Source organism: Streptomyces sp. NPDC026672 (assembly GCF_040638185.1).
Classification (GTDB): Bacteria; Actinomycetota; Actinomycetes; order Streptomycetales; family Streptomycetaceae; genus Streptomyces.
Genome location: NZ_JBEZXS010000036.1, coordinates 1 through 18,854, shown reverse-complemented (window position 1 = coordinate 18,854; position 18,854 = coordinate 1). Strand labels below are relative to the sequence as shown.

The window sequence follows — 18,854 nt, the reverse complement described above, 5'->3', positions numbered from 1 at the left end:
GGGACTGCCGGGTAGCGACGATGGTTGCACGTGTGGCTGTGCACTCGCTGGACGAGGGGTCGTCTACCCCCGATCACCCGGGATACGGCGGAAATGTCCCGGCCAGCTCGCGGACCTCCTCCCGCGCGGCCGTCTGCTCGACGTCCCCGCGCAGCACTCCGCCCAGCAGCTTGGCCACCAGGACCATCTCCGACTCCCCCATGCCCTGGGTCGTCAGCGCCGCCGTGCCCAGGCGCAGGCCCCGGGCGTCGCCGTGCGGCAGGGCGCAGCAGTCCAGGACCATCCCGGCGGCCGCCAGCCGGCCGCGTGCGGTCCGCCCGTCGACGCCGAGGGGCGCCGGGTCGACGGTGATCAGATGGGTGTCCGTGCCGCCGGTGGTGACCGCCAGGCCCTCGGCCTCCAGCTCGGCGGCCAGCACGCGGGCGTTCGCGACGACCTGGTGGGCGTACGCCGTGAAGGCCGGGGTGGCCGCCTCGCCGAACGCCACGGCCTTCGCCGCGATGGTGTGCATCTGGGCGCCGCCCTGGGTGAACGGGAACACCGCGCGGTCCACCCGGTCGGCCAGGTCGGCGCCGCACAGCAGCATGCCGCCGCGCGGGCCCCGCAGCACCTTGTGGGTGGTGGCGCACACGATGTCGGCGTACGGCACCGGGGAGGGCGCCGCCCCGCCGGCCACCAGTCCGATGGGGTGGGCGGCGTCGGCGATGAGATAGGCGCCGACCTCGTCGGCGACCTCGCGGAAGAACGCGTAGTCGAGGTGGCGGGGGTAGGCGATCGAGCCGCACACGATCGCCTTGGGGCGGTGCGCGCGGGCCAGGGCGCGGACCTGGTCGTGGTCGACGAGGCCGGTCTCCGCGTCGACCCCGTACGCGACGAAGTCGAACCAGCGGCCCGAGAAGTTCGCCGGGGAGCCGTGGGTGAGGTGCCCGCCGTGGGGCAGGCCGAGGGCCAGGACGGTGTCTCCGGGGCGCAGGAGGGCCGCGTAGGCCGCCAGGACGGCGGAGGAGCCGGAATGGGGCTGGACATTGGCGTGGGCGGCTCCGAACAGCGCCCTGGCCCGGTCGACGGCGATCCGCTCGGCGACGTCGACGATCTCGCATCCGCCGTGGTGACGGGCGCCGGGGTAGCCCTCGGCGTACTTGTTGGCGAGCGGCGAGCCGAGCGCGGCGAGCACGGCCGGGGACGTGAAGTTCTCGGCGGCGATCAGCTGGAGCGACGTCGACTGCCGTTCCGTCTCGCCGAGCACGATCCCGGCCAGCTCGGGGTCCTGCCGCCGCAGGACATCGGCCGCGAGGACAGGGCTGACCGACATGGCACGCTCCCGACCGGAACGACAACGGGACACGACCAATGTAGGCCCGCCCCCGGTCCCCTGCCCGCCCGCGACACCCGCGCGTGGTCGCGCGGCGGGGCCGGCACTCGACAGGCGCGGTGGAGCGCCCGGGTCACATGTGGGCCGGGACTCCGGTCAGAGCCGTGACGACCGGGTCCAGGGCGTCGTGTATCTCGTCGCCGACGGAGCGGAAGAAGGTGAGGGGGGCGCCGTACGGGTCGTAGACCTCGTCCGCCTCCGCCGTGGGCGCGAGCAGCCAGCCCCGCAGGGCGGCGGCCGCGCGGACCAGCGCGCGGGCGCGCACGACCACACCGTCCTCCAGGGGCGGCAGGGTCGCCGGGTCTATCGCCCGGACCAGTCGGGTGAACTCCTTGAGCGTGAAGGTGCGCAGCCCCGCCGAGTGGCCCATGGAGATGACCTGGGCACGGTGGTCCCGCGTCGCGGTCAGGACCAGGTCGGCCCTGATGACGTGCTCGTCGAGCAGCTCCCGTCCGGTGAACCCGGAGGCGTCCGCGCCGAAGTCGCCCAGCACGGTCTCCGCGTTGGCCTCCATCGGAGCGCCCTCGTGCCCCCAGGTGCCCGCGCTCTCCACGACCAGCGCGCCGCCCAGGATGCCCAGCCGCTCCGCCACGAAATGGCGGGTCAGCCGCTCGGTGATGGGTGAGCGGCAGACATTGCCGGTGCTGACGTGGAGGATGCGGAAGGTGTCACGCGGAAGCCCGACGAACGTCGTCGTGATCTCCGCGGGGCGCTCCCCGTCGCCTATGCCACGCATGGGGGTCCCCCCTGGTCGTGCGCGGCCGGGAGCCGGGGGGATGCGGGGGCCGTCAATTCGCCACCTCGAGGTCGGGTACGACCTTCCGCAGCTCTTCCGCGGAGATCGCGCCCGCGCGCAGCAGCACGGGCACCTCGCGGGTGACGTCGACGATGGACGAGGGCACGTTGCCCGGGGTCGGACCGCCGTCGAGGTAGACGGAGACGGAGTCGCCGAGCATCTGCTGGGCGGCGTCGCAGTCCTCCGGCGCCGGGTGGCCCGTGAGGTTCGCCGAGGAGACGGCCATCGGGCCGACCTCGGTGAGCAGTTCGATGGCGACCGGGTGCAGCGGCATGCGCACGGCCACGGTGCCGCGGGTGTCCCCGAGGTCCCACTGGAGGGACGGCTGGTGCTTCGCGACGAGGGTGAGCGCACCCGGCCAGAACGCGTCGACGAGTTCCCAGGCCAGCTCGGAGAAGTCCGTGACGAGGCCGTGCAGGGTGTTCGGGGAGCCGATGAGGACGGGGGAGGGCATGCTGCGGCCCCGGCCCTTGGCGTCGAGGAGATCACCGACGGCCTCCGAGGAGAACGCGTCGGCACCGATGCCGTACACCGTGTCGGTCGGCAGCACCACGAGTTCGCCCCGGCGGACGGCGGACGCGGCCTCGCGCAGACCCGTCACACGGTCGGTCGCGTCATTGGTGTCGTATCGCCGTGCCATGTCTAGCGGGCCTCCTCGTACGCGTACTTCGGGAAGAAAGTCTGGGGGGCGTTCACGGCAGCGCCCTGCGGGCGGTCGCGAAGCGCGGGCGGTTGTTGAGGTCGGGGTGGTCGGCCGCGTCGGCCCAGCCCCGCTCCTCGGTGAAGATCCACGGCACCTGGCCGCCCTGGGTGTCGGCGTGCTCGATGACGACGACGCCCCCGGGTCGCAGCAGCCGGTGCGCGGCGCGTTCCAGGCCCCGGATGAGGTCCAGGCCGTCCTCGCCGGAGAACAGGGCGAGTTCGGGGTCGTAGTCCCGGGCCTCGGGGGCGACGTACTCCCACTCGGTGAGCGGGATGTACGGCGGGTTGGAGATGACGAGGTCGACCTGGCCGTCGAGGTCGTGGAAGGCGTCGAGGGCGTTGCCCTGGCGCAGGTCGACCCGGGAGCCCGCCATGTTCTTGCGGGTCCACCGGAGGGCTTCCTCGGACAGTTCGACGGCGTGCACGCGCGAGCGCGGGACCTCCTGGGCGAGGGCGAGCGCGATGGCGCCCGAGCCGGTGCACAGGTCGACGATGAGCGGTTCGACGACGTCCATGGCGCGCACGGCGTCTATGGCCCAGCCGACGACCGACTCGGTCTCCGGCCGGGGCACGAACACGCCGGGCCCGACCTGGAGTTCCAGGTAACGGAAGTAGGCCCGCCCGGTGATGTGCTGCAACGGCTCGCGCTGCTCGCGCCGGGCGATGACCTCCCAGTAGCGGGCGTCGAAGTCCGCGTCCTTGACGGTGTGCAGCGCGCCCCGCTTGACGCCGTGCACGAACGCGGCGAGTTCCTCCGCGTCGTTGCGCGGCGAGGGCACGCCGGCGTCGGCCAGCCGCTGGGCGGCCTGGGCCACCTCCGCGAGCAGCACGCTGCGGGGGCTTGGGGGTCGCCCCCCAAAATCTTGCTGCACGCTGGTCCTCCGTGTGTGCTCGGATACGTCGTGACGCGCCTTACGCGGCTGCGAGCTTGGCGGCCGAGTCCGCGTCGACGCACGCCTGGATCACCGCGTCGAGGTCGCCGTCCAGGACCTGGTCCAGGTTGTACGCCTTGAAGCCGACGCGGTGGTCCGAGATGCGGTTCTCCGGGAAGTTGTACGTACGGATCTTCTCGGAGCGGTCGACCGTGCGGACCTGGCTGCGGCGGGCGTCGGCGGCCTCCCTCTCCGCCTCCTCCTGCGCCATGGCGAGCAGCCTGGAGCGCAGGATACGCAGTGCCTGCTCCTTGTTCTGGAGCTGGCTCTTCTCGTTCTGGCAGGAGGCGACGACTCCGGTGGGAATGTGCGTGATGCGCACCGCGGAGTCCGTGGTGTTGACGGACTGCCCGCCGGGGCCCGAGGAGCGGTAGACGTCGATGCGGAGGTCGTTCGGGTTGATCTCGACCTCGACCTCCTCGGCCTCCGGCGTGACCAGCACGCCCGCGGCCGAGGTGTGGATACGGCCCTGGGACTCGGTCGCCGGGACGCGCTGCACCCGGTGCACGCCGCCCTCGTACTTCAGCCGGGCCCACACGCCCTGGCCGGGCTCGGTCTGGCCGCGGGTCTTCACGGCGACCTGGACGTCCTTGTAGCCGCCCAGCTCGGACTCGGTGGAGTCGATGATCTCGGTCTTCCAGCCGATGCGCTCGGCGTAGCGCAGGTACATGCGCAGCAGGTCGCCGGCGAACAGCGCGGACTCGTCGCCGCCCGCGCCCGCCTTGATCTCCAGGATGACGTCCTTGTCGTCGCTGGGGTCGCGCGGGACGAGCAGCAGCCGCAGCTTCTCGGTGAGGTCCTCGCGCTGCTTCTCCAGCTCCTTGACCTCGGCGGCGAAGTCCGGGTCGTCGGCGGCGAGTTCGCGCGCGGTGTCGATGTCGTCGCCGGTCTGCTTCCAGGAGCGGTACGTGGCGACGATCGGGGTCAGCTCGGCGTAGCGCTTGTTCAGCTTGCGCGCGTTCGCCTGGTCGGCGTGGACCGACGGGTCGGCGAGCTTCGTCTCCAGGTCGGCGTGCTCACCGACGAGTTCCTCGACGGCCTCGAACATGTTCGGCTCCTGTACTGCTTCGGAAAGGGAAGGCGGGCGACCAAAAACGCCGGTCCAGGCACGCCTCGGTGAGGGCGTGGCCGTGGACCGGCGAAATGGGGCTCGCTACTTCTTGGAGCCGGCGGCAGCCTTGCCGAAGCGGGCCTCGAAGCGGGCCACACGGCCACCGGTGTCGAGGATCTTCTGCTTGCCCGTGTAGAACGGGTGGCACTCGGAGCAGACCTCGGCCCGGACGGTGCCGGACTCGATGGTGCTGCGGGTGGTGAACGACGCGCCGCAGGTGCAGCTGACCTGCGTCTCGACGTACGCGGGGTGGATGTCGCGCTTCAAGGTGTCTCCTAGGTTTCGGGAGGGCGCCGGGTCGCCGCCGCGGGATGCGGGAGCGTGAACCGGAGCCGACGTACCAGTCTGCCAGGACTGGGGCCATCCCCCAAAACCGGGGGTTGCCGTGATCTATTCCCCCGGCCGGGAGGGGGGCGTCCGGTCCGCCTACGGAGCGTTGACCACGCCCTTCGCCTCTCCCGTCGCGGTGCCCCGGGTGGCCGTCGCGGGGATCGGGAGGTCGGCCGCGAGGGCCGTCCAGAGCTGCTGGGCCTTGGGGCGGTCGACGAGGACGCGGTTGGGGTCGGCCCTGTCGTACTGGACCGGGAGCGTGACCATGGTCATCCCGGACGCGCCGATGCCCTTGAGGCCGTTCGCGAAGTCCATGAGGGAGTTGACCGAGCCGAGGTCGGAATCCGTGGTGACGGTCCTGGTCGCGGTGTCGGCGAGGTCGTACAGCTTCTTCGGGTCGCTGATGTTCCCGACGTGCTCGACCTGTTCGACGAGGGCCTTCACGAACGCCTGCTGGAGCTGGATGCGGCCGAGGTCGGAGCCGTCGCCGACGCCGTGCCGGGTGCGGACCAGGCCGAGCGCCTGCTTGCCGTCCAGCCGGTGCGAGCCGGCCTTGAGGTCGAGGTGGCTCTGCGGGTCGTCGATGTCCCTGGCCGTGGTGACCTCGACGCCGCCGAGGTCGTCGACGAGCTTCTGGAAGCCGGCGAAGTCGACCTCCAGGTAGTGGTCCATGCGGATGCCGGAGAGGGACTCGACGGTCTTGACCGCGCAGGCCGCGCCGCCCGTGGAGTAGGCGGAGTTGAACATCACGCCGTGCGCGGCGGAGTGCGCGGTGCCGTGGGTGTCGGTGCACTCGGGGCGGTCGACGAGGGTGTCGCGGGGTATGGACACCACGCTCGCCCTCCGGTGCCCCTCGTAGACGTGCACGACCATCGCCGTGTCGGAGCGTGCGCTGCCGTCGTCGGCGCCGCCGCCCAGCTTCCGGTTGGCACCCGAGCGGCTGTCCGAGCCGAGGACCAGGATGTTCTCGGAGCCGTCGTCGACCTTCCGCGGCCGGTCGGTGCCGAGGGCCTGGTCGATGTCGACGCTCTTGATGTTCCCGTTGAGCTTGAAGTACACGTATCCGCCGCCGGTGCCGCCCAGGACGACGATGCCCGCCACCGTCCAGGCCGCTGCCCGCAGGGCCCTGCCACGGCCGCCGCGGGGCGGGCGGGGGCCGTCGGTGTCGGGCGTCGGTATGCCGGACGGGGGTGTGCTCTCGGCGGACATGGGCTCCTCGGTTCGTGTCTCCGGGCGATTACCCCCTGTTTTCGGGGTCAGGCGCGGTCGTCACCGCTCCATCGTCGCTCCGCCTGGTCAGACGGCGAAACCGGGGAAAGGGTTGCACCACGTACCGTGCCCGCGGCGTGTGCGGGCGGGCACGGTACGTAGGGTGTCATTCCGGTTGAACCCGGTTCACCTGGTCCTTCATCCCCAGATGTCGTACTGCTGGAATCCGGTCCCCAGGGAGATCCGTGTGGCGAAGATCTCGCTGGTGGCCTTGCCGGTCCCCTTGTACAGGTAGAGGGTTCCGCCGGGTGTGCGGGCCAGGAAGTCGGCCCTGCCGTCGCCGCTGAGGTCGCCGACCGCGTCGAAGGCGTTGTAACCGGTCCAGGCGCTGCGGACCTTGACCCGTGCGGAGAACGCCCCGCTGCCCGCCTTGCCGGTCCCCCGGTACAGGTACAGGTCGCCGCCGCTGCTCCTGCGCGCGATCAGGTCGGCCCTGCCGTCGCCGTCGAAGTCACCGTGCCCGCGCAGGGAGTTGTACTGGTTCCAGCCCGTGCCGACCTTCACCCGGGTCGCGAAGGTGCCGTTGCCCTTGCCCGGGTAGATCCACAGCGTGCCGCCGGAGTCGACGGACAGCAGGTCGGGCAGGTAGTCGCCGGTGACGTCGCCCGGCGCGACGATCCGGGTGCGGGTCTTCCAGCCGGTGAAGATCCGGGTGCGGGACCAGGAGCCGCTGGAGATCACGTAGTGCTTCCAGTAGACGTCACCGGTGGCGCTGTCGCGGACGACGAGGTCCTGGTGACCGTCGCGGTCGAGGTCGGTCTGGAGGACGACGTCGACGCCGTTCCAGTTGCCCCAGGAGATCCGGCTGCCGAGCGAGGTGCCCTTGGAGTCCCGCTCCCAGCCGGTCCTGTCGGACGACTGGCGCACCCACAGGTCGGCCTTGCCGTCGGTGTGGCTCAGGTTGACGTCGTCGAGCTGCGGGTAGGCGGCGCCGACGTAGGCGCCGACCCTGGTGAAGACGCTGTACGCGCCCTTGCCCACACAGTTCTCGACACCCCAGGAGACGATGCCGGCGATCCGGCCGTTCACCACGAGCGGTCCGCCCGAGTCGCCGTTGCAGGCGGAGGTGGTGCCGGTGTCGCTGCCGGTGGCGGGCTTGCCGGCGCAGACCATGTGGCCCTTGACGAAGTCGGCGCCGTAGAAGCGGGAGCAGGTGGTGTCCGACTGGACGGGCAGGGTCGCCGTCTTCAGCGTCCCGGAGATGTCCTGGCTGGTCGAGCTGGTACGGCCCCAGCCGTAGACCTTGGCGGCGGTGTTCGCCGCGTAGGAGGCGGTGTCGCCCGCGGTGGTCATCCGGATCGGGGTGGCCCGGACGGGGGCACCCAGGGTCAGCACGGCGATGTCGTTGTTGATCGTCGTCGCGCTGTACGAGGGGTGGTTCCACTGGCGCAGCACACCGGTGACGGTGCCGCCGTGCAGATCGGTGGTGCCGGTGCTGCCGGTGGTCGGCAGTTGTGCGGTGCCCGTGACGATCGCGCCGTCGGCGCCCCAGTTGTAGCCCTTGACGCAGTGCGCGGCAGTGAGGATCTTCGTCGGCGCGACGACCGCGCCGCCGCAGAAGAAGCCGATGTCGTCGCCCTCGTCGGCGGTGCCCCGGTCGTCGTAGTACCAGAGCTGGGCCATCCACGGCGCGGTGGAGATCGTGGTGGTGCTACCCCCGATGATCTTCGGGTCCACCGCCAGGTCGCTGGTGCGCGCGCTCAGGGGCGCCCTGCCGCCGCCCCCCGCGGCGGTGTCGTCACCGGCGAGCGCGCCCGCGATCCGCTCCTCCAGGACGGCGGACGAGGGCTGGACGACGACCGGCCGCACGGTCGGCACCGGCAGCGCGGTGGCGGCGCCCGCGGACGAGGTCGCCGCCACGGCGGCCAGGGCGGCGGCGATCCCGGCCGCGGCGAGCGGCAGGGCGAGACGTGTCCGGCGTCTGTGACGACCACGGCCGGACGGAGTTGTGCTCAAGGAAGTCCCCCCACAGAGACGAGGAATGGCAGGGGCGCACACCGCGCCCCTGCCTCTCTGCGCCAAAGGGCCGGCCCCCGTCACACGGATGACGGGGGCCGGCCCTGGTGCGCCCCTGGGGGGCGCGGGGAACTGCGCGGTCGACGACTAGTCGCCGTTGCCGGGCGTCGGCGTCGTCTTCTGGATCTGCATCAGGAACTCGACGTTCGACTTCGTCTGCTTCATCTTGTCGAGCAGCAGCTCGATCGCCTGCTGCTGGTCGAGCGCGTGCAGCACCCGGCGCAGCTTCCAGACGACGGACAGCTCCTCGTTGCCGAGCAGGATCTCTTCCTTGCGGGTGCCGGACGCGTCGACGTCCACCGCCGGGAAGATGCGCTTGTCGGCGAGCTTGCGGTCGAGCTTGAGCTCCATGTTGCCGGTGCCCTTGAACTCCTCGAAGATCACCTCGTCCATGCGGGACCCGGTGTCCACCAGGGCGGTGGCGAGGATGGTCAGCGAGCCGCCGTCCTCGATGTTGCGGGCCGCGCCGAAGAAGCGCTTCGGCGGGTACAGCGCCGTCGAGTCGACACCACCGGACAGGATGCGGCCGGAGGCGGGCGCCGCGAGGTTGTACGCACGGCCCAGACGCGTGATCGAGTCGAGCAGCACGACCACGTCGTGACCCAGCTCCACCAGGCGCTTGGCACGCTCGATGGCCAGCTCGGCGACCGTGGTGTGGTCCTCGGCCGGGCGGTCGAAGGTCGAGGAGATGACCTCGCCCTTGACCGACCGCTGCATGTCGGTGACCTCTTCCGGACGCTCGTCGACGAGGACGACCATCAGGTGGCACTCGGGGTTGTTGTGGGTGATCGCGTTGGCGATCGCCTGCATGATCATGGTCTTGCCGGTCTTCGGCGGGGCCACGATCAGACCGCGCTGGCCCTTGCCGATCGGCGACACCAGGTCGATGATCCGGGTCGTCAGCACACCCGGGTCGGTCTCCAGACGGAGCCGGTCCTGCGGGTAGAGCGGGGTCAGCTTGTTGAACTCCGGGCGGCCACGGCCGTGTTCGGGCGCCATGCCGTTGACGGAGTCGAGGCGGACCAGCGCGTTGAACTTCTCGCGCCGCTCGCCCTCCTTCGGCTGGCGGACCGCGCCGGTGACGTGGTCGCCCTTGCGCAGACCGTTCTTGCGGACCTGGGCGAGCGAGACGTACACGTCGTTCGGGCCCGGCAGGTAGCCGGAGGTCCGGATGAACGCGTAGTTGTCGAGGATGTCCAGGATGCCCGCGACGGGGATCAGCACGTCGTCGTCGGCCAGCTGCGGCTCGGCGATCTCGTCACGGCCACGACGGCCACGACGGTCGCGGTAACGGCCCCGACGGCCACGGCGGCCGCCCTCGAAGTCGTCGTCGTCCTGCTGTTGCTGCTGCTGACGGCCGCCGGCCTGCTGGCTCTGCTGCTGGCGCTGGCCGCCCTGGCTCTGCTGCTGGTCGTCGCCCTTGCCACGGCGGTCGCCGCGGTCACCGCGGTCCCGGTCACGGTCGCGCTCGCGGCCCCGCTCACGGCGGTCGCGGCGGCCACGGCCCTCGCCGTCACCGGCGTCGCCCCTGGCCTCGCCCTGCGCCTGGGCGGGCGTCTCGGCCTTCGGCTCGCTCTTCGCCTCGGCGGCGATCGTCTCGGCGCCCGTGGGGCTGCCCGCCTCCGCGGTGGCGCGGCGACGGCGGCGCTCGGTGGGCGCCTCGTCCCCCCCGCGCTCGGCCTCGCCCGCGCGGGCGGTGCCTCCGGCCGGCTGGCCGGGGATCTCGATCTGCTGCTGGGCCACGGCCTTCTCGGCGGCCTCGCCCTGCGCGTCGGCCTTCTTCTCCGCCTCGTCGCCCGTGCGGGTGCGGGAGGTGGCCCGGCGCTTCGGCTTGGTCTCGGCGGTGGCGTCGGCCTTGGCCGGGGCCTGGGAGCCGCCTCCGGCCTGCGCCTCCTTGATGACCTCGATCAGCTGGCTCTTGCGCATGCGCGCCGTGCCCCTGATGCCGAGGCCGGATGCGACCTGCTGAAGCTCGGCCAGCACCATGCCCTCGAGGCCGGTACCGCGGCGCCGCCGGGAGCCGGCACCGGTGGCAGGCGCGGAGGCGTCCGTGGCGGGCGCGGCAGCGGTCTCCTCGACACGTGCGCCCATCAGATCGGTGGTGTCGCTCACGAAGGGTCCTTCCCTGGAGCGGACGTCGGCCTGTCTGGCTCGGCGACCGGTTGTGCTGTCCGGCTTCGGTCCCATCCTTGTGAACCGTGCCGGGGCGGTGGTCCGCCCTAAGCGGCGGAAGAGAATTTCTGATGATGGCGCTACCAGTGAGCCGTGGCACCCGGTGTCACGTGGCGTGGTAGCACCGATTCCGGAGCGAGCCCAGCGGCCTGCTCAGTGCCCGCGTACGACGTACTGCCCAGGTACGGCATACGGAGCATCGAGTGGCTTGGGAGACTCCCGGAAGAATGTCTGTCCCTGACGGGGACACGAAGCACCTCGCCATGGTGGGGTCGGGTGCAGACTTGAGGTTAACACTACCGGATCCAACAAACATTCCCCCTCTCCAAATCCGGCAACCGTGTGTCAGGTCGCAAGCGGCAGCACGCTCGCTCCCTGTTTGTCGAGCCCGAGCCGGTTGGCGGCCCAGTCGGTGCCGGCCAGCGCCTCGACCTTGTCGGCGGTGCCGACGTCGGCCAGCGCCATGACGGTGGGGCCCGCACCGGAGATCACGGCCGGGATGCCGTCGGCGCGCAGCCGCTCCACCAGCGCGGCGCTCTCGGGCATGGCGGGCGCGCGGTACTCCTGGTGGAGACGGTCCTCGGTGGCGGGCAGCAGCAGTTCGGGGCGCCGGGTCAGGGCCTCGACGAGCAGCGCGGCGCGGCCCGCGTTGGTCGCGGCGTCGACGTGCGGCACGGTGCGCGGGAGCAGCCCGCGGGCGGTCTCGGTGAGGACGGGTTTCCCGGGCACGAAAACCACCGGAACGATGGAATCGGCGGGCTCCATCCTGATGGCGCGGGCGGCGCCGGCCTCCATCCAGGAGAGGGTGAAGCCGCCGAGCAGACAGGCCGCGACGTTGTCGGGGTGGCCCTCGATCTCCGTGGCGAGTTCGAGCAGTGCCGCGTCGTCGAGGCGGGCCTCGCCGCCTATGGTCACCGCCCGCGCGGCGACGATGCCGGCGCAGATCGCGGCGGAGGAGGAGCCGAGGCCCCGGCCGTGCGGAATGCGGTTGGCGCAGACGATCTCCAGGCCGCGGGGCTGCCCGCCCAGCAGGTCGAAGGCGGTGCGCAGGGACCGTACGAGCAGGTGGTTCTCGTCGCGCGGGAGCGTCTCGCCGCCCTCGCCCGCGATGTCGATGTGCAGCCCGGAGTCGGCCACCCGGACGACCACGTCGTCGTAGAGCCCCAACGCGAGGCCGAGGGCGTCGAAGCCCGGGCCGAGGTTGGCGCTGGTGGCGGGGACGCGCACCCGGACGGCGGCGGCGCGGAACGCTGGACCGGCCATCGCTCGATGACTCTCCTTGAGCTGCGTGATGGTCGAGTGACTTTCGATACGTACGTGAGGACCCTCGGGCCGCTACGACGGTGCGGCACCCGGCCGTATGCGCGGGCATATGCGGCGGGCGGGTTCGGTACAGCCTATCGAAGGAAGGTTCTGTGGCGACATAGGGCGCACAGGAGGCGCACGATGCGTGTCGCAAGCCCCCCGTGCCCCCCTCGTAGGGAGTCCCCGTGTCAAGACGTCACGAGGGGCACCCGGGTTGCCCGGACGGTCGTCCGGGCACGGCCCGGACGACCCCCGTCAGCCGAGACCCAGCCGCTCGGCCGCCGCGACGGCGTCGACCGGTACGGTCACCGGCTGCGGCGCTCCGGCCACCGCCCAGTCGGGGTCCTTGAGGCCGTTGCCGGTGACGGTGCACACGATGCGCTGACCGGGGTCGACCTCGCCCTGCTCGGCGGCCTTCAGCAGACCGGCCACGGACGCGGCCGAGGCGGGCTCCACGAAGACGCCCTCCTGCGCGGCCAACAGCCGGTAGGCGCGCAGGATTTCACGGTCGGTCACCTCGTCGATGCGACCGCCCGACTCGTCGCGCGCCGCCAGCGCGTACTGCCAGGACGCGGGGTTGCCGATGCGGATGGCGGTGGCGATGGTCGAGGGGTCCTTGACGACCTCGCCGCGCACGATCGGGGCGCTGCCGGACGCCTGGTAGCCCCACATCCGGGGCCTGTGGGCGGACACGCCGTCGGCAGCGTACTCCGTGTAGCCCTTCCAGTAGGCGGTGATGTTGCCCGCGTTGCCCACCGGCAGGACATGGATGTCGGGGGCGTCGCCGAGCATGTCGACGATCTCGAACGCGGCCGTCTTCTGGCCCTCGATGCGCACCGGGTTGACCGAATTGACCAGGGCCACCGGGTAGTTGTCGCTGAGGCTGCGGGCCAGGGTGAGGCAGTCGTCGAAGTTGCCGTCCACCTGGAGGATCTTCGCGCCGTGCACCAGGGCCTGGCCCATCTTGCCGAGCGCGATCTTCCCCCGCGGGACGAGGACGGCGCAGACCATCCCGGCACGCACCGCGTACGCGGCGGCGGAGGCCGAGGTGTTGCCGGTGGAGGCGCAGATGACGGCCTGCGCGCCCTCCTCCTTGGCCCGTGTGATGGCCATGGTCATGCCGCGGTCCTTGAAGGAGCCGGTCGGATTGGCCCCCTCCACCTTGAGGTGGACCTCGCAGCCGGTGCGCTCGGAGAGCACCTGCGCGGGCACGAGCGGCGTGCCACCCTCACGGAGCGTCACGACCGGCGTGGTGTCGGACACCGGCAACCGGTCCCGGTACTCCTCGATGATTCCGCGCCACTGGTGGGTCATTGCTGGTTACTCTCCTTCAACCCGCATGATGCTGGCGACACCCCGCACGGTGTCGAGCTTGCGCAGCGCCTCGACGGTCCCGGAAAGGGAGGCGTCGGACGCCCGGTGGGTGACGACGACGAGGGACGCCTCGCCGCCCTCCCGTCGCCCGCCGCCACCCTGTTCGACGGCGGCTTCGCCCCCGCCGCCTGGATTTCTGCCCTGCTGCCGAACCGTATCGATGGACACGCCGTGTTCGGCGAAGACCGTCGCGACCTGGGCCAGTACACCCGGTTTGTCGGCCACGTCGAGGCTGATGTGGTAGCGCGTGACGACGTCGCCCATGGGCGAGACCGTCAGCGCGGCGTACGCCGACTCGCCGGGCCCCGTCGAGCCGCCCAGCCGGTTGCGGCAGACGGCGACCAGGTCGCCGAGGACGGCGGAGGCGGTCGGGGCGCCGCCCGCGCCGGGGCCGTAGAACATGAGCTGCCCGGCCGCGTCCGACTCGACGAACACGGCGTTGTACGCGCCGCGCACGGAGGCGAGGGGGTGGGTCAGCGGGATCATCGCGGGGTGCACGCGCGCGGTGACGGACGCGCCGTCCTGCGAACGCTCGCAGATGGCCAGCAGCTTGATGGTGCAGCCCATCTGCTTGGCGGAGGCGAAGTCGGCGGCGGTGACCTCGGTCATGCCCTCGCGGTAGACGTCGTCGAGGCGCACCCGGGTGTGGAAGGCGATGCCGGCGAGGATCGCGGCCTTGGCTGCGGCGTCGAAGCCCTCGACGTCGGCGGTGGGGTCCGCCTCGGCGTACCCGAGGGCGGTGGCCTCGTCCAGGGCCTCCTGGTAGCCGGCCCCCGTGGAGTCCATCTTGTCGAGGATGAAGTTGGTCGTGCCGTTGACGATGCCGAGCACCCGGTTGACCTTGTCGCCGGCGAGGGACTCGCGCAGCGGGCGGATCAGCGGGATGGCGCCGGCGACGGCGGCCTCGTAGTAGAGGTCCCGGCCGTTCTCCTCGGCGGCGGCGTGCAGCGCGGCGCCGTCCTGGGCGAGCAGCGCCTTGTTCGCGGAGACGACGGAGGCGCCGTGCTCGAACGCGGTGGTGATCAGGGTGCGGGCGGGTTCGATGCCGCCGATGACCTCCACGACGACGTCGATGTCGCCGCGTTTGACCAGGGCGGTGGCGTCGGTGGTGATCAGCTCGGCGGGGATGCCCTCACGGACCTTGGAGGGGCGCCGGACGGCCACGCCCGCGAGTTCGACGGGGGCTCCGATGCGTGCGGCGAGGTCGTCGGCGTGCGTCGTCATGATGCGCGCCACCTCTGAGCCGACTACCCCACAGCCCAGCAGCGCCACTTTCAGCGGACGCGTACGCATCATCCGACCTCGTTTCCTCGTACCGTCGACGGTTGCACCAGTCTCACTCACCGGACGGGAGTTTCTACCCTTCGTCCGGATCGTGAGACGTCTATTTCATTTTGCGGGGGTTGTGGAACGGGAGATCTTCCGGCGTCCGTTTCCCCTCGTCACCGGGGCTGTCGCGAAGCTCGTCGGGGGCCCGTCGCAGGGTCCGTGCCGGGCCGTCGCCCCGTCCGCCGCCGGACTCATCCGACGTCGAGCCGGAGCAGGTCCTCCTCGGTCTCGCGACGGACGATCACCCGGGCGCCCCCGTCGGCGGCGACGACGACGGGCGGGCGCGGGACGTGGTTGTAGTTGCTGGCCATCGACCGGCAGTACGCCCCGGTCGCGGGCACCGCGAGGAGGTCACCCGGTGCCAGGTCGGCGGGCAGGAACGCGTCCTTGACCACGATGTCCCCGCTCTCGCAGTGCTTCCCGACGACCCGGGCGAGGATCGGCTGGGCGTCCGAGGCGCGCGAGACCAGCGCGACGCTGTACTCGGCGTCGTACAGCGCCGTACGGATGTTGTCCGACATGCCGCCGTCCACGGAGACGTACGTCCGCAGCCCGTCGAGCGGCTTGATGGTGCCCACCTCGTAAAGCGTGAAGGCGGTGGGCCCGACGATCGCGCGTCCGGGCTCGACGGAGATGCGCGGCGTGCGCAGCCGGGCGGCCTCGCACTCGCGCGTGACGATCTCGGTGAGCGCCTTGGCGATCTCGTGCGGCTCGCGCGGGTCGTCGTCGCTGGTGTACGCGATGCCGAGGCCGCCGCCGAGGTCGATCTCGGGGAGTTCCACGCCGTGCTCGTCGCGGATGTCCTTGAGCAGGCCGACGACCCGGTGGGCGGCGACCTCGAAGCCGGACATGTCGAAGATCTGCGAGCCGATGTGGCTGTGGATGCCGATGACCTCGAGGCCGTCGAGCTGGAGCGCGCGGCGGACGGCCTCCGCGGCCTGCCCGTCGGCCAGCGGGATGCCGAACTTCTGGTCCTCGTGGGCCGTGGCGATGAACTCGTGGGTGTGCGCCTCGACGCCGACGGTGACACGGATCTGCACCTTCTGCCGCTTGCCGAGCGACTGAGCGAGGTGCGCGACCCGGACGATCTCCTGGAACGAGTCGAGCACGATGCGCCCGACGCCCGCCTCGACCGCGCGGCGGATCTCGTCCGTGGACTTGTTGTTGCCGTGGAAGGCGATGCGCTCGGCGGGCATGCCGCCGGACAGCGCGGTGGCCAGCTCGCCGCCGGAGCAGACGTCGAGGTTGAGCCCCTCCTCGTACAACCAGCGCACGACGGCGCGCGAGAGGAACGCCTTGCCGGCGTAGAAGACGTCGGCGTCGGCCCCGAAGGCGGTGCGCCACGCGCGCGCCCGGGCACGGAAGTCGGCCTCGTCCAGCACGTAGGCGGGCGTGCCGAACTCCTCGGCGATCCGCTTGACGTCGATGCCGCCGACGGTGACGACCCCGTCGGCGTCGCGCGTCACGGTCTGGGCCCACACCTTGGGGTCGAGGGAGTTGAGGTCGGCGGGCGGCGCGGCGTAGTGCCCCTCGGGCAGGACGTCGGCGTGGCGGGGCCCGGCGGGGTGTGCGGAACGGCTCATGACGGTGGCTCTCTGACTCTCAGTCTCGTGTCTCCGGGAGCGCGGTGTCGGCGGGCTCTCAGAGGTGTTCGGGTGCGTCGATGCCGAGCAGGGACAGGCCGCCGGCCAGCACCGCCCCGACGGCTTCGGCGAGCGCGAGCCGGGCGCGGTGGGCGGCCGAGGGTTTCTCGTCGCCGTGCGGAAGGACGGTGAGGAGGAAGGGCAGAGCGGCATCGGCGACGCTGATGAGCTGCCGGGCAAGCCGATCGGGGGCGCGGTGGGTGGCCGCGGAGGTGAGCACGCGGGGGTGGTCGGCGAGGTGGTCCAGGAGACGGGGGGTGGGGGTGGGGCGGGGGCGGGGGCCGAGGATGAGGTCGGGGCCTGTGAGGGGGTCGGCGTCAGTGAACCCACTGGAGGGCCCGAACGCACTGGACGGCCCGAACGCACTGGACGCACTGGACGGCCCGAACCCACCCGCCGGACCGGACGCACCGGACGGACTCACGTGTGCTTCCCACTCGGGCTCGGGCAGCTCGCCGGGTTCTGCGGTGAAGCCGAGGCGGGTGGCGTTGCGGGTGAGCGCCCGGGTGCGGGCGTGGGCGTAGCGGATGCGGAAGAGGGGGTTGCCCTCGCGCTGGACGAGATGGTCGGCGGTGATCCGGGGCCGGTCGTGCGCGGCGGGGTGGAGCAGGGCCCAGCGGGCGGCATCCGGACCGAGCGGCGCGGGGTCCTCGGGCGCGGGTACCGGCCGCAGGTTGACGGGCTCGCGGTGTTCGATCTCGACGCGCCCGCCCTGGGTGGCCACGATCCGCACGAGCGCCTCGGCGACGGCCTCGGCACGGGCCTCGTACGGCACCCGCAACTCGACGACCTGCCCGGCGAGCGCGTCGCTGTGCCCGTAGGCCGTACCGCGCTCCCGGATCTCCCGCACGAGCGCGGCGGCGTCGGGGCCTCGGCGGAGGCGGACGTTGAGGAACCCGGGCCCGGTGACGACGACGTCCGCGACGTCCGCGACACCGTCGACCTGGGCGAGACGTTCCTTGAGGATCTCGGCGACACGCAGTGCCGGCTGCCCGGCCTCACCGGCGAGCCGGAGGGCGACGTTGGTGGCGTAGTCCCCGCATCCGCCGGCCCCCGGCACGGTGACCATGACCCGCTCGGGCACGGCGACGCGCAGCTCCCCCGCGTCAACGGCACACCGCACCGCCACCAGCACGGCACGGGACAGCTCGACGGGGGTCACGGGACAAGGGTATGGGAGGAGGGGGGAGGACATGCGAGCCGGTTTGGGGTTGGGGAGACGGGGGAGTGCGGGGAGGCCAGACGGAGACTCGGGGACGGGCGGCCCGAGCCACCTCGGCAAGGGAGGCCGCACCACCCATGTCGACCGCCGGAATCAACCGCTGGTCAGATCACCGCTGGTCGCATCAACCGCCGGCGCGCCCCCCGGCCCCCTCACCAGCACTGACGGAATTTTCAAGACCATCCCCCAGACCATCCCCGAGATCGTCCCCGACGTCGGACGAGTCCCGGTTGGCCCCCTGCTCGATGAGCTGCCGTACGAGACGTATCAGCTCGGCGGGCTCGAAGGGCTTGGCGAGGAAGGCGTCGACACCGGCGTCGAGCCCGCTCTCCACCTCGTACTGCGAGCAGGCGCTGATGATGGCGACGGGCAGATCACGGGTCCGCGGGTCGGCGCGCAGCATGGCGGCGGTACGGAGGCCGTCCAGCCGGGGCATGACGACGTCGAGGGTGACGACGTCGGGCCGTACCTGATGAACGACATCAAGACACTCGGCACCGTCGGCCGCGGTCACGACCTCGAGACCTTCGAGCTCGAGGTTGACCCTGATCAGCTGCCGGATGACCTTGTTGTCGTCCACAACAAGCACCCGACCCGACGCGGCTGGCACACCTTGAGAGTAGGTCCGCACCGGCCACCGCGTCCGGGTTTTCCCCACTTCCACCCCGGCGGGCACGGGCCCCACCCAAACCCGTTCCTGATCACCCCGGAACACCTGCTAGTGTTCTACCCGTCGCCAGGAGCCACCGGTTCCACCGACAAGCCCCCGTAGCTCAGGGGATAGAGCAACGGCCTCCGGAGCCGTGTGCGCAGGTTCGAATCCTGCCGGGGGCACTCGCCATGCAGCCAGCAAGAATCATGCGCTGAGCTGGGCGGATGCCTAAATGAGAGAGCGGGAGTCAGTCTCACTGATTCCCGCTCTTTCTCGTTGTCTCGCACCGTTCGCGACACACCTCCGACACGCTCGCGCGCCGAAAAAGTTCGAGTGGAGCACTCGCGACGGGGACTGCCGGCGCCCTTTATCTGCCCGCGGCAGACATCAGAGCGCCTGACGCCGCACCACTGTTCCGCCTTCATCCGGCATGCAAGGCGGTAGAGCCGGAGCTAGGACCGGACACACATCTGACAGGGCGCCCCGCCCTAGGTGTATTGACCCGCAGCGTTGTTCACGCGGGTGATGGGTGGCTGGCCTGCGAGTGCGGTGTGGCAGCGGTGGTGGTTGTAGGTGTGGAGGAAGTCTGCCAGGGCTGCGGTGCGTTCGGTGTTGCTGGTGTAGGGCCG

15 protein-coding genes, 1 tRNA gene and 1 pseudogene are annotated in these 18,854 nt (G+C 71.6%); 1 reads left to right on the top strand and 16 read right to left on the bottom strand.

Annotated features, from left to right (window positions below):
* Window positions 1-73 precede the first annotated feature (73 nt).
* The 15 genes from glyA to AB0F77_RS32195 all read right to left on the bottom strand — a co-directional run bounded on the left by glyA (window position 74) and on the right by AB0F77_RS32195 (window position 18,258).
* Window positions 74-1,312, bottom strand: a complete 1,239-nt coding sequence (gene glyA, locus AB0F77_RS32265) for a serine hydroxymethyltransferase (protein WP_361955219.1) — start codon at window positions 1,310-1,312, stop codon at window positions 74-76.
* 133 nt (window positions 1,313-1,445) lie between these two features.
* On the bottom strand, window positions 1,446-2,108 hold the full coding sequence (locus AB0F77_RS32260) for a protein-tyrosine-phosphatase (RefSeq protein WP_361955218.1): 663 nt from the start codon (window positions 2,106-2,108) through the stop codon (window positions 1,446-1,448).
* A gap of 52 nt (window positions 2,109-2,160) precedes the next feature.
* Window positions 2,161-2,808 (bottom strand): L-threonylcarbamoyladenylate synthase, encoded by a 648-nt coding sequence (locus AB0F77_RS32255; protein WP_361955217.1) that lies wholly within the window; start codon window positions 2,806-2,808, stop codon window positions 2,161-2,163.
* A 52-nt stretch (window positions 2,809-2,860) separates the two neighbouring features.
* Complete coding sequence (prmC, locus tag AB0F77_RS32250) at window positions 2,861-3,700, bottom strand: peptide chain release factor N(5)-glutamine methyltransferase (RefSeq protein ID WP_361955216.1); 840 nt, start codon at window positions 3,698-3,700, stop codon at window positions 2,861-2,863.
* Between the two features lie 82 nt (window positions 3,701-3,782).
* Window positions 3,783-4,850, bottom strand: a complete 1,068-nt coding sequence (gene prfA, locus AB0F77_RS32245) for a peptide chain release factor 1 (RefSeq protein ID WP_361955215.1) — start codon at window positions 4,848-4,850, stop codon at window positions 3,783-3,785.
* 105 nt (window positions 4,851-4,955) lie between these two features.
* Window positions 4,956-5,180: a 50S ribosomal protein L31 gene (gene rpmE, locus AB0F77_RS32240; protein ID WP_100568051.1), complete on the bottom strand. Its 225-nt coding sequence runs from the start codon at window positions 5,178-5,180 to the stop codon at window positions 4,956-4,958.
* A 159-nt stretch (window positions 5,181-5,339) separates the two neighbouring features.
* Window positions 5,340-6,452: an LCP family protein gene (locus tag AB0F77_RS32235; protein WP_361955214.1), complete on the bottom strand. Its 1,113-nt coding sequence runs from the start codon at window positions 6,450-6,452 to the stop codon at window positions 5,340-5,342.
* Between the two features lie 198 nt (window positions 6,453-6,650).
* Window positions 6,651-8,468 carry a trypsin-like serine protease gene (locus AB0F77_RS32230; RefSeq protein WP_361955213.1) on the bottom strand — a complete coding sequence of 606 codons (1,818 nt, stop codon included), beginning with the start codon at window positions 8,466-8,468 and terminating at the stop codon, window positions 6,651-6,653.
* 147 nt (window positions 8,469-8,615) lie between these two features.
* Window positions 8,616-10,640, bottom strand: coding sequence for a transcription termination factor Rho (rho, locus tag AB0F77_RS32225; protein ID WP_361955212.1), 2,025 nt, complete (start codon window positions 10,638-10,640; stop codon window positions 8,616-8,618).
* Window positions 10,641-11,045: 405 nt separating this feature from the next.
* Window positions 11,046-11,963, bottom strand: a complete 918-nt coding sequence (gene thrB, locus AB0F77_RS32220) for a homoserine kinase (RefSeq protein ID WP_361955211.1) — start codon at window positions 11,961-11,963, stop codon at window positions 11,046-11,048.
* Between the two features lie 297 nt (window positions 11,964-12,260).
* Window positions 12,261-13,319: a threonine synthase gene (gene thrC / locus AB0F77_RS32215; RefSeq protein ID WP_361955210.1), complete on the bottom strand. Its 1,059-nt coding sequence runs from the start codon at window positions 13,317-13,319 to the stop codon at window positions 12,261-12,263.
* 6 nt (window positions 13,320-13,325) lie between these two features.
* Window positions 13,326-14,672, bottom strand: coding sequence for a homoserine dehydrogenase (locus tag AB0F77_RS32210; RefSeq protein ID WP_361955278.1), 1,347 nt, complete (start codon window positions 14,670-14,672; stop codon window positions 13,326-13,328).
* Between the two features lie 227 nt (window positions 14,673-14,899).
* Window positions 14,900-16,291 (bottom strand): diaminopimelate decarboxylase, encoded by a 1,392-nt coding sequence (lysA, locus tag AB0F77_RS32205; protein ID WP_361955209.1) that lies wholly within the window; start codon window positions 16,289-16,291, stop codon window positions 14,900-14,902.
* A 58-nt stretch (window positions 16,292-16,349) separates the two neighbouring features.
* Window positions 16,350-17,513, bottom strand: a complete 1,164-nt coding sequence (nrtL, locus tag AB0F77_RS32200; RefSeq protein ID WP_361955208.1) for an ArgS-related anticodon-binding protein NrtL — start codon at window positions 17,511-17,513, stop codon at window positions 16,350-16,352.
* Between the two features lie 184 nt (window positions 17,514-17,697).
* On the bottom strand, window positions 17,698-18,258 hold the full coding sequence (locus AB0F77_RS32195) for a response regulator (protein ID WP_361955207.1): 561 nt from the start codon (window positions 18,256-18,258) through the stop codon (window positions 17,698-17,700).
* A gap of 77 nt (window positions 18,259-18,335) precedes the next feature.
* On the opposite strand from AB0F77_RS32195, the gene AB0F77_RS32190 reads away from it, so the two are divergent.
* Window positions 18,336-18,407: transfer RNA gene (locus tag AB0F77_RS32190), tRNA-Arg, on the top strand.
* Window positions 18,408-18,713: 306 nt separating this feature from the next.
* Here AB0F77_RS32190 and AB0F77_RS32185 read toward each other — a convergent pair.
* Window positions 18,714-18,854 (bottom strand): annotated as a pseudogene (locus AB0F77_RS32185) (IS481 family transposase); the annotation flags it as partial.

What these genes read in the sequence shown, in the direction of transcription:
- AB0F77_RS32255 (WP_361955217.1), bottom strand. Translation starts at nt 2,808, where the DNA reads ATGGCACGGCGATACGACACCAATGACGCGACCGACCGTGTGACGGGT.
- AB0F77_RS32260 (WP_361955218.1), bottom strand. Translation starts at nt 2,108, where the DNA reads ATGCGTGGCATAGGCGACGGGGAGCGCCCCGCGGAGATCACGACGACG.
- glyA (WP_361955219.1), bottom strand. Translation starts at nt 1,312, where the DNA reads ATGTCGGTCAGCCCTGTCCTCGCGGCCGATGTCCTGCGGCGGCAGGAC.
- AB0F77_RS32235 (WP_361955214.1), bottom strand. Translation starts at nt 6,452, where the DNA reads ATGTCCGCCGAGAGCACACCCCCGTCCGGCATACCGACGCCCGACACC.
- AB0F77_RS32210 (WP_361955278.1), bottom strand. Translation starts at nt 14,672, where the DNA reads ATGCGTACGCGTCCGCTGAAAGTGGCGCTGCTGGGCTGTGGGGTAGTC.
- prfA (WP_361955215.1), bottom strand. Translation starts at nt 4,850, where the DNA reads ATGTTCGAGGCCGTCGAGGAACTCGTCGGTGAGCACGCCGACCTGGAG.
- thrB (WP_361955211.1), bottom strand. Translation starts at nt 11,963, where the DNA reads ATGGCCGGTCCAGCGTTCCGCGCCGCCGCCGTCCGGGTGCGCGTCCCC.
- lysA (WP_361955209.1), bottom strand. Translation starts at nt 16,291, where the DNA reads ATGAGCCGTTCCGCACACCCCGCCGGGCCCCGCCACGCCGACGTCCTG.
- thrC (WP_361955210.1), bottom strand. Translation starts at nt 13,319, where the DNA reads ATGACCCACCAGTGGCGCGGAATCATCGAGGAGTACCGGGACCGGTTG.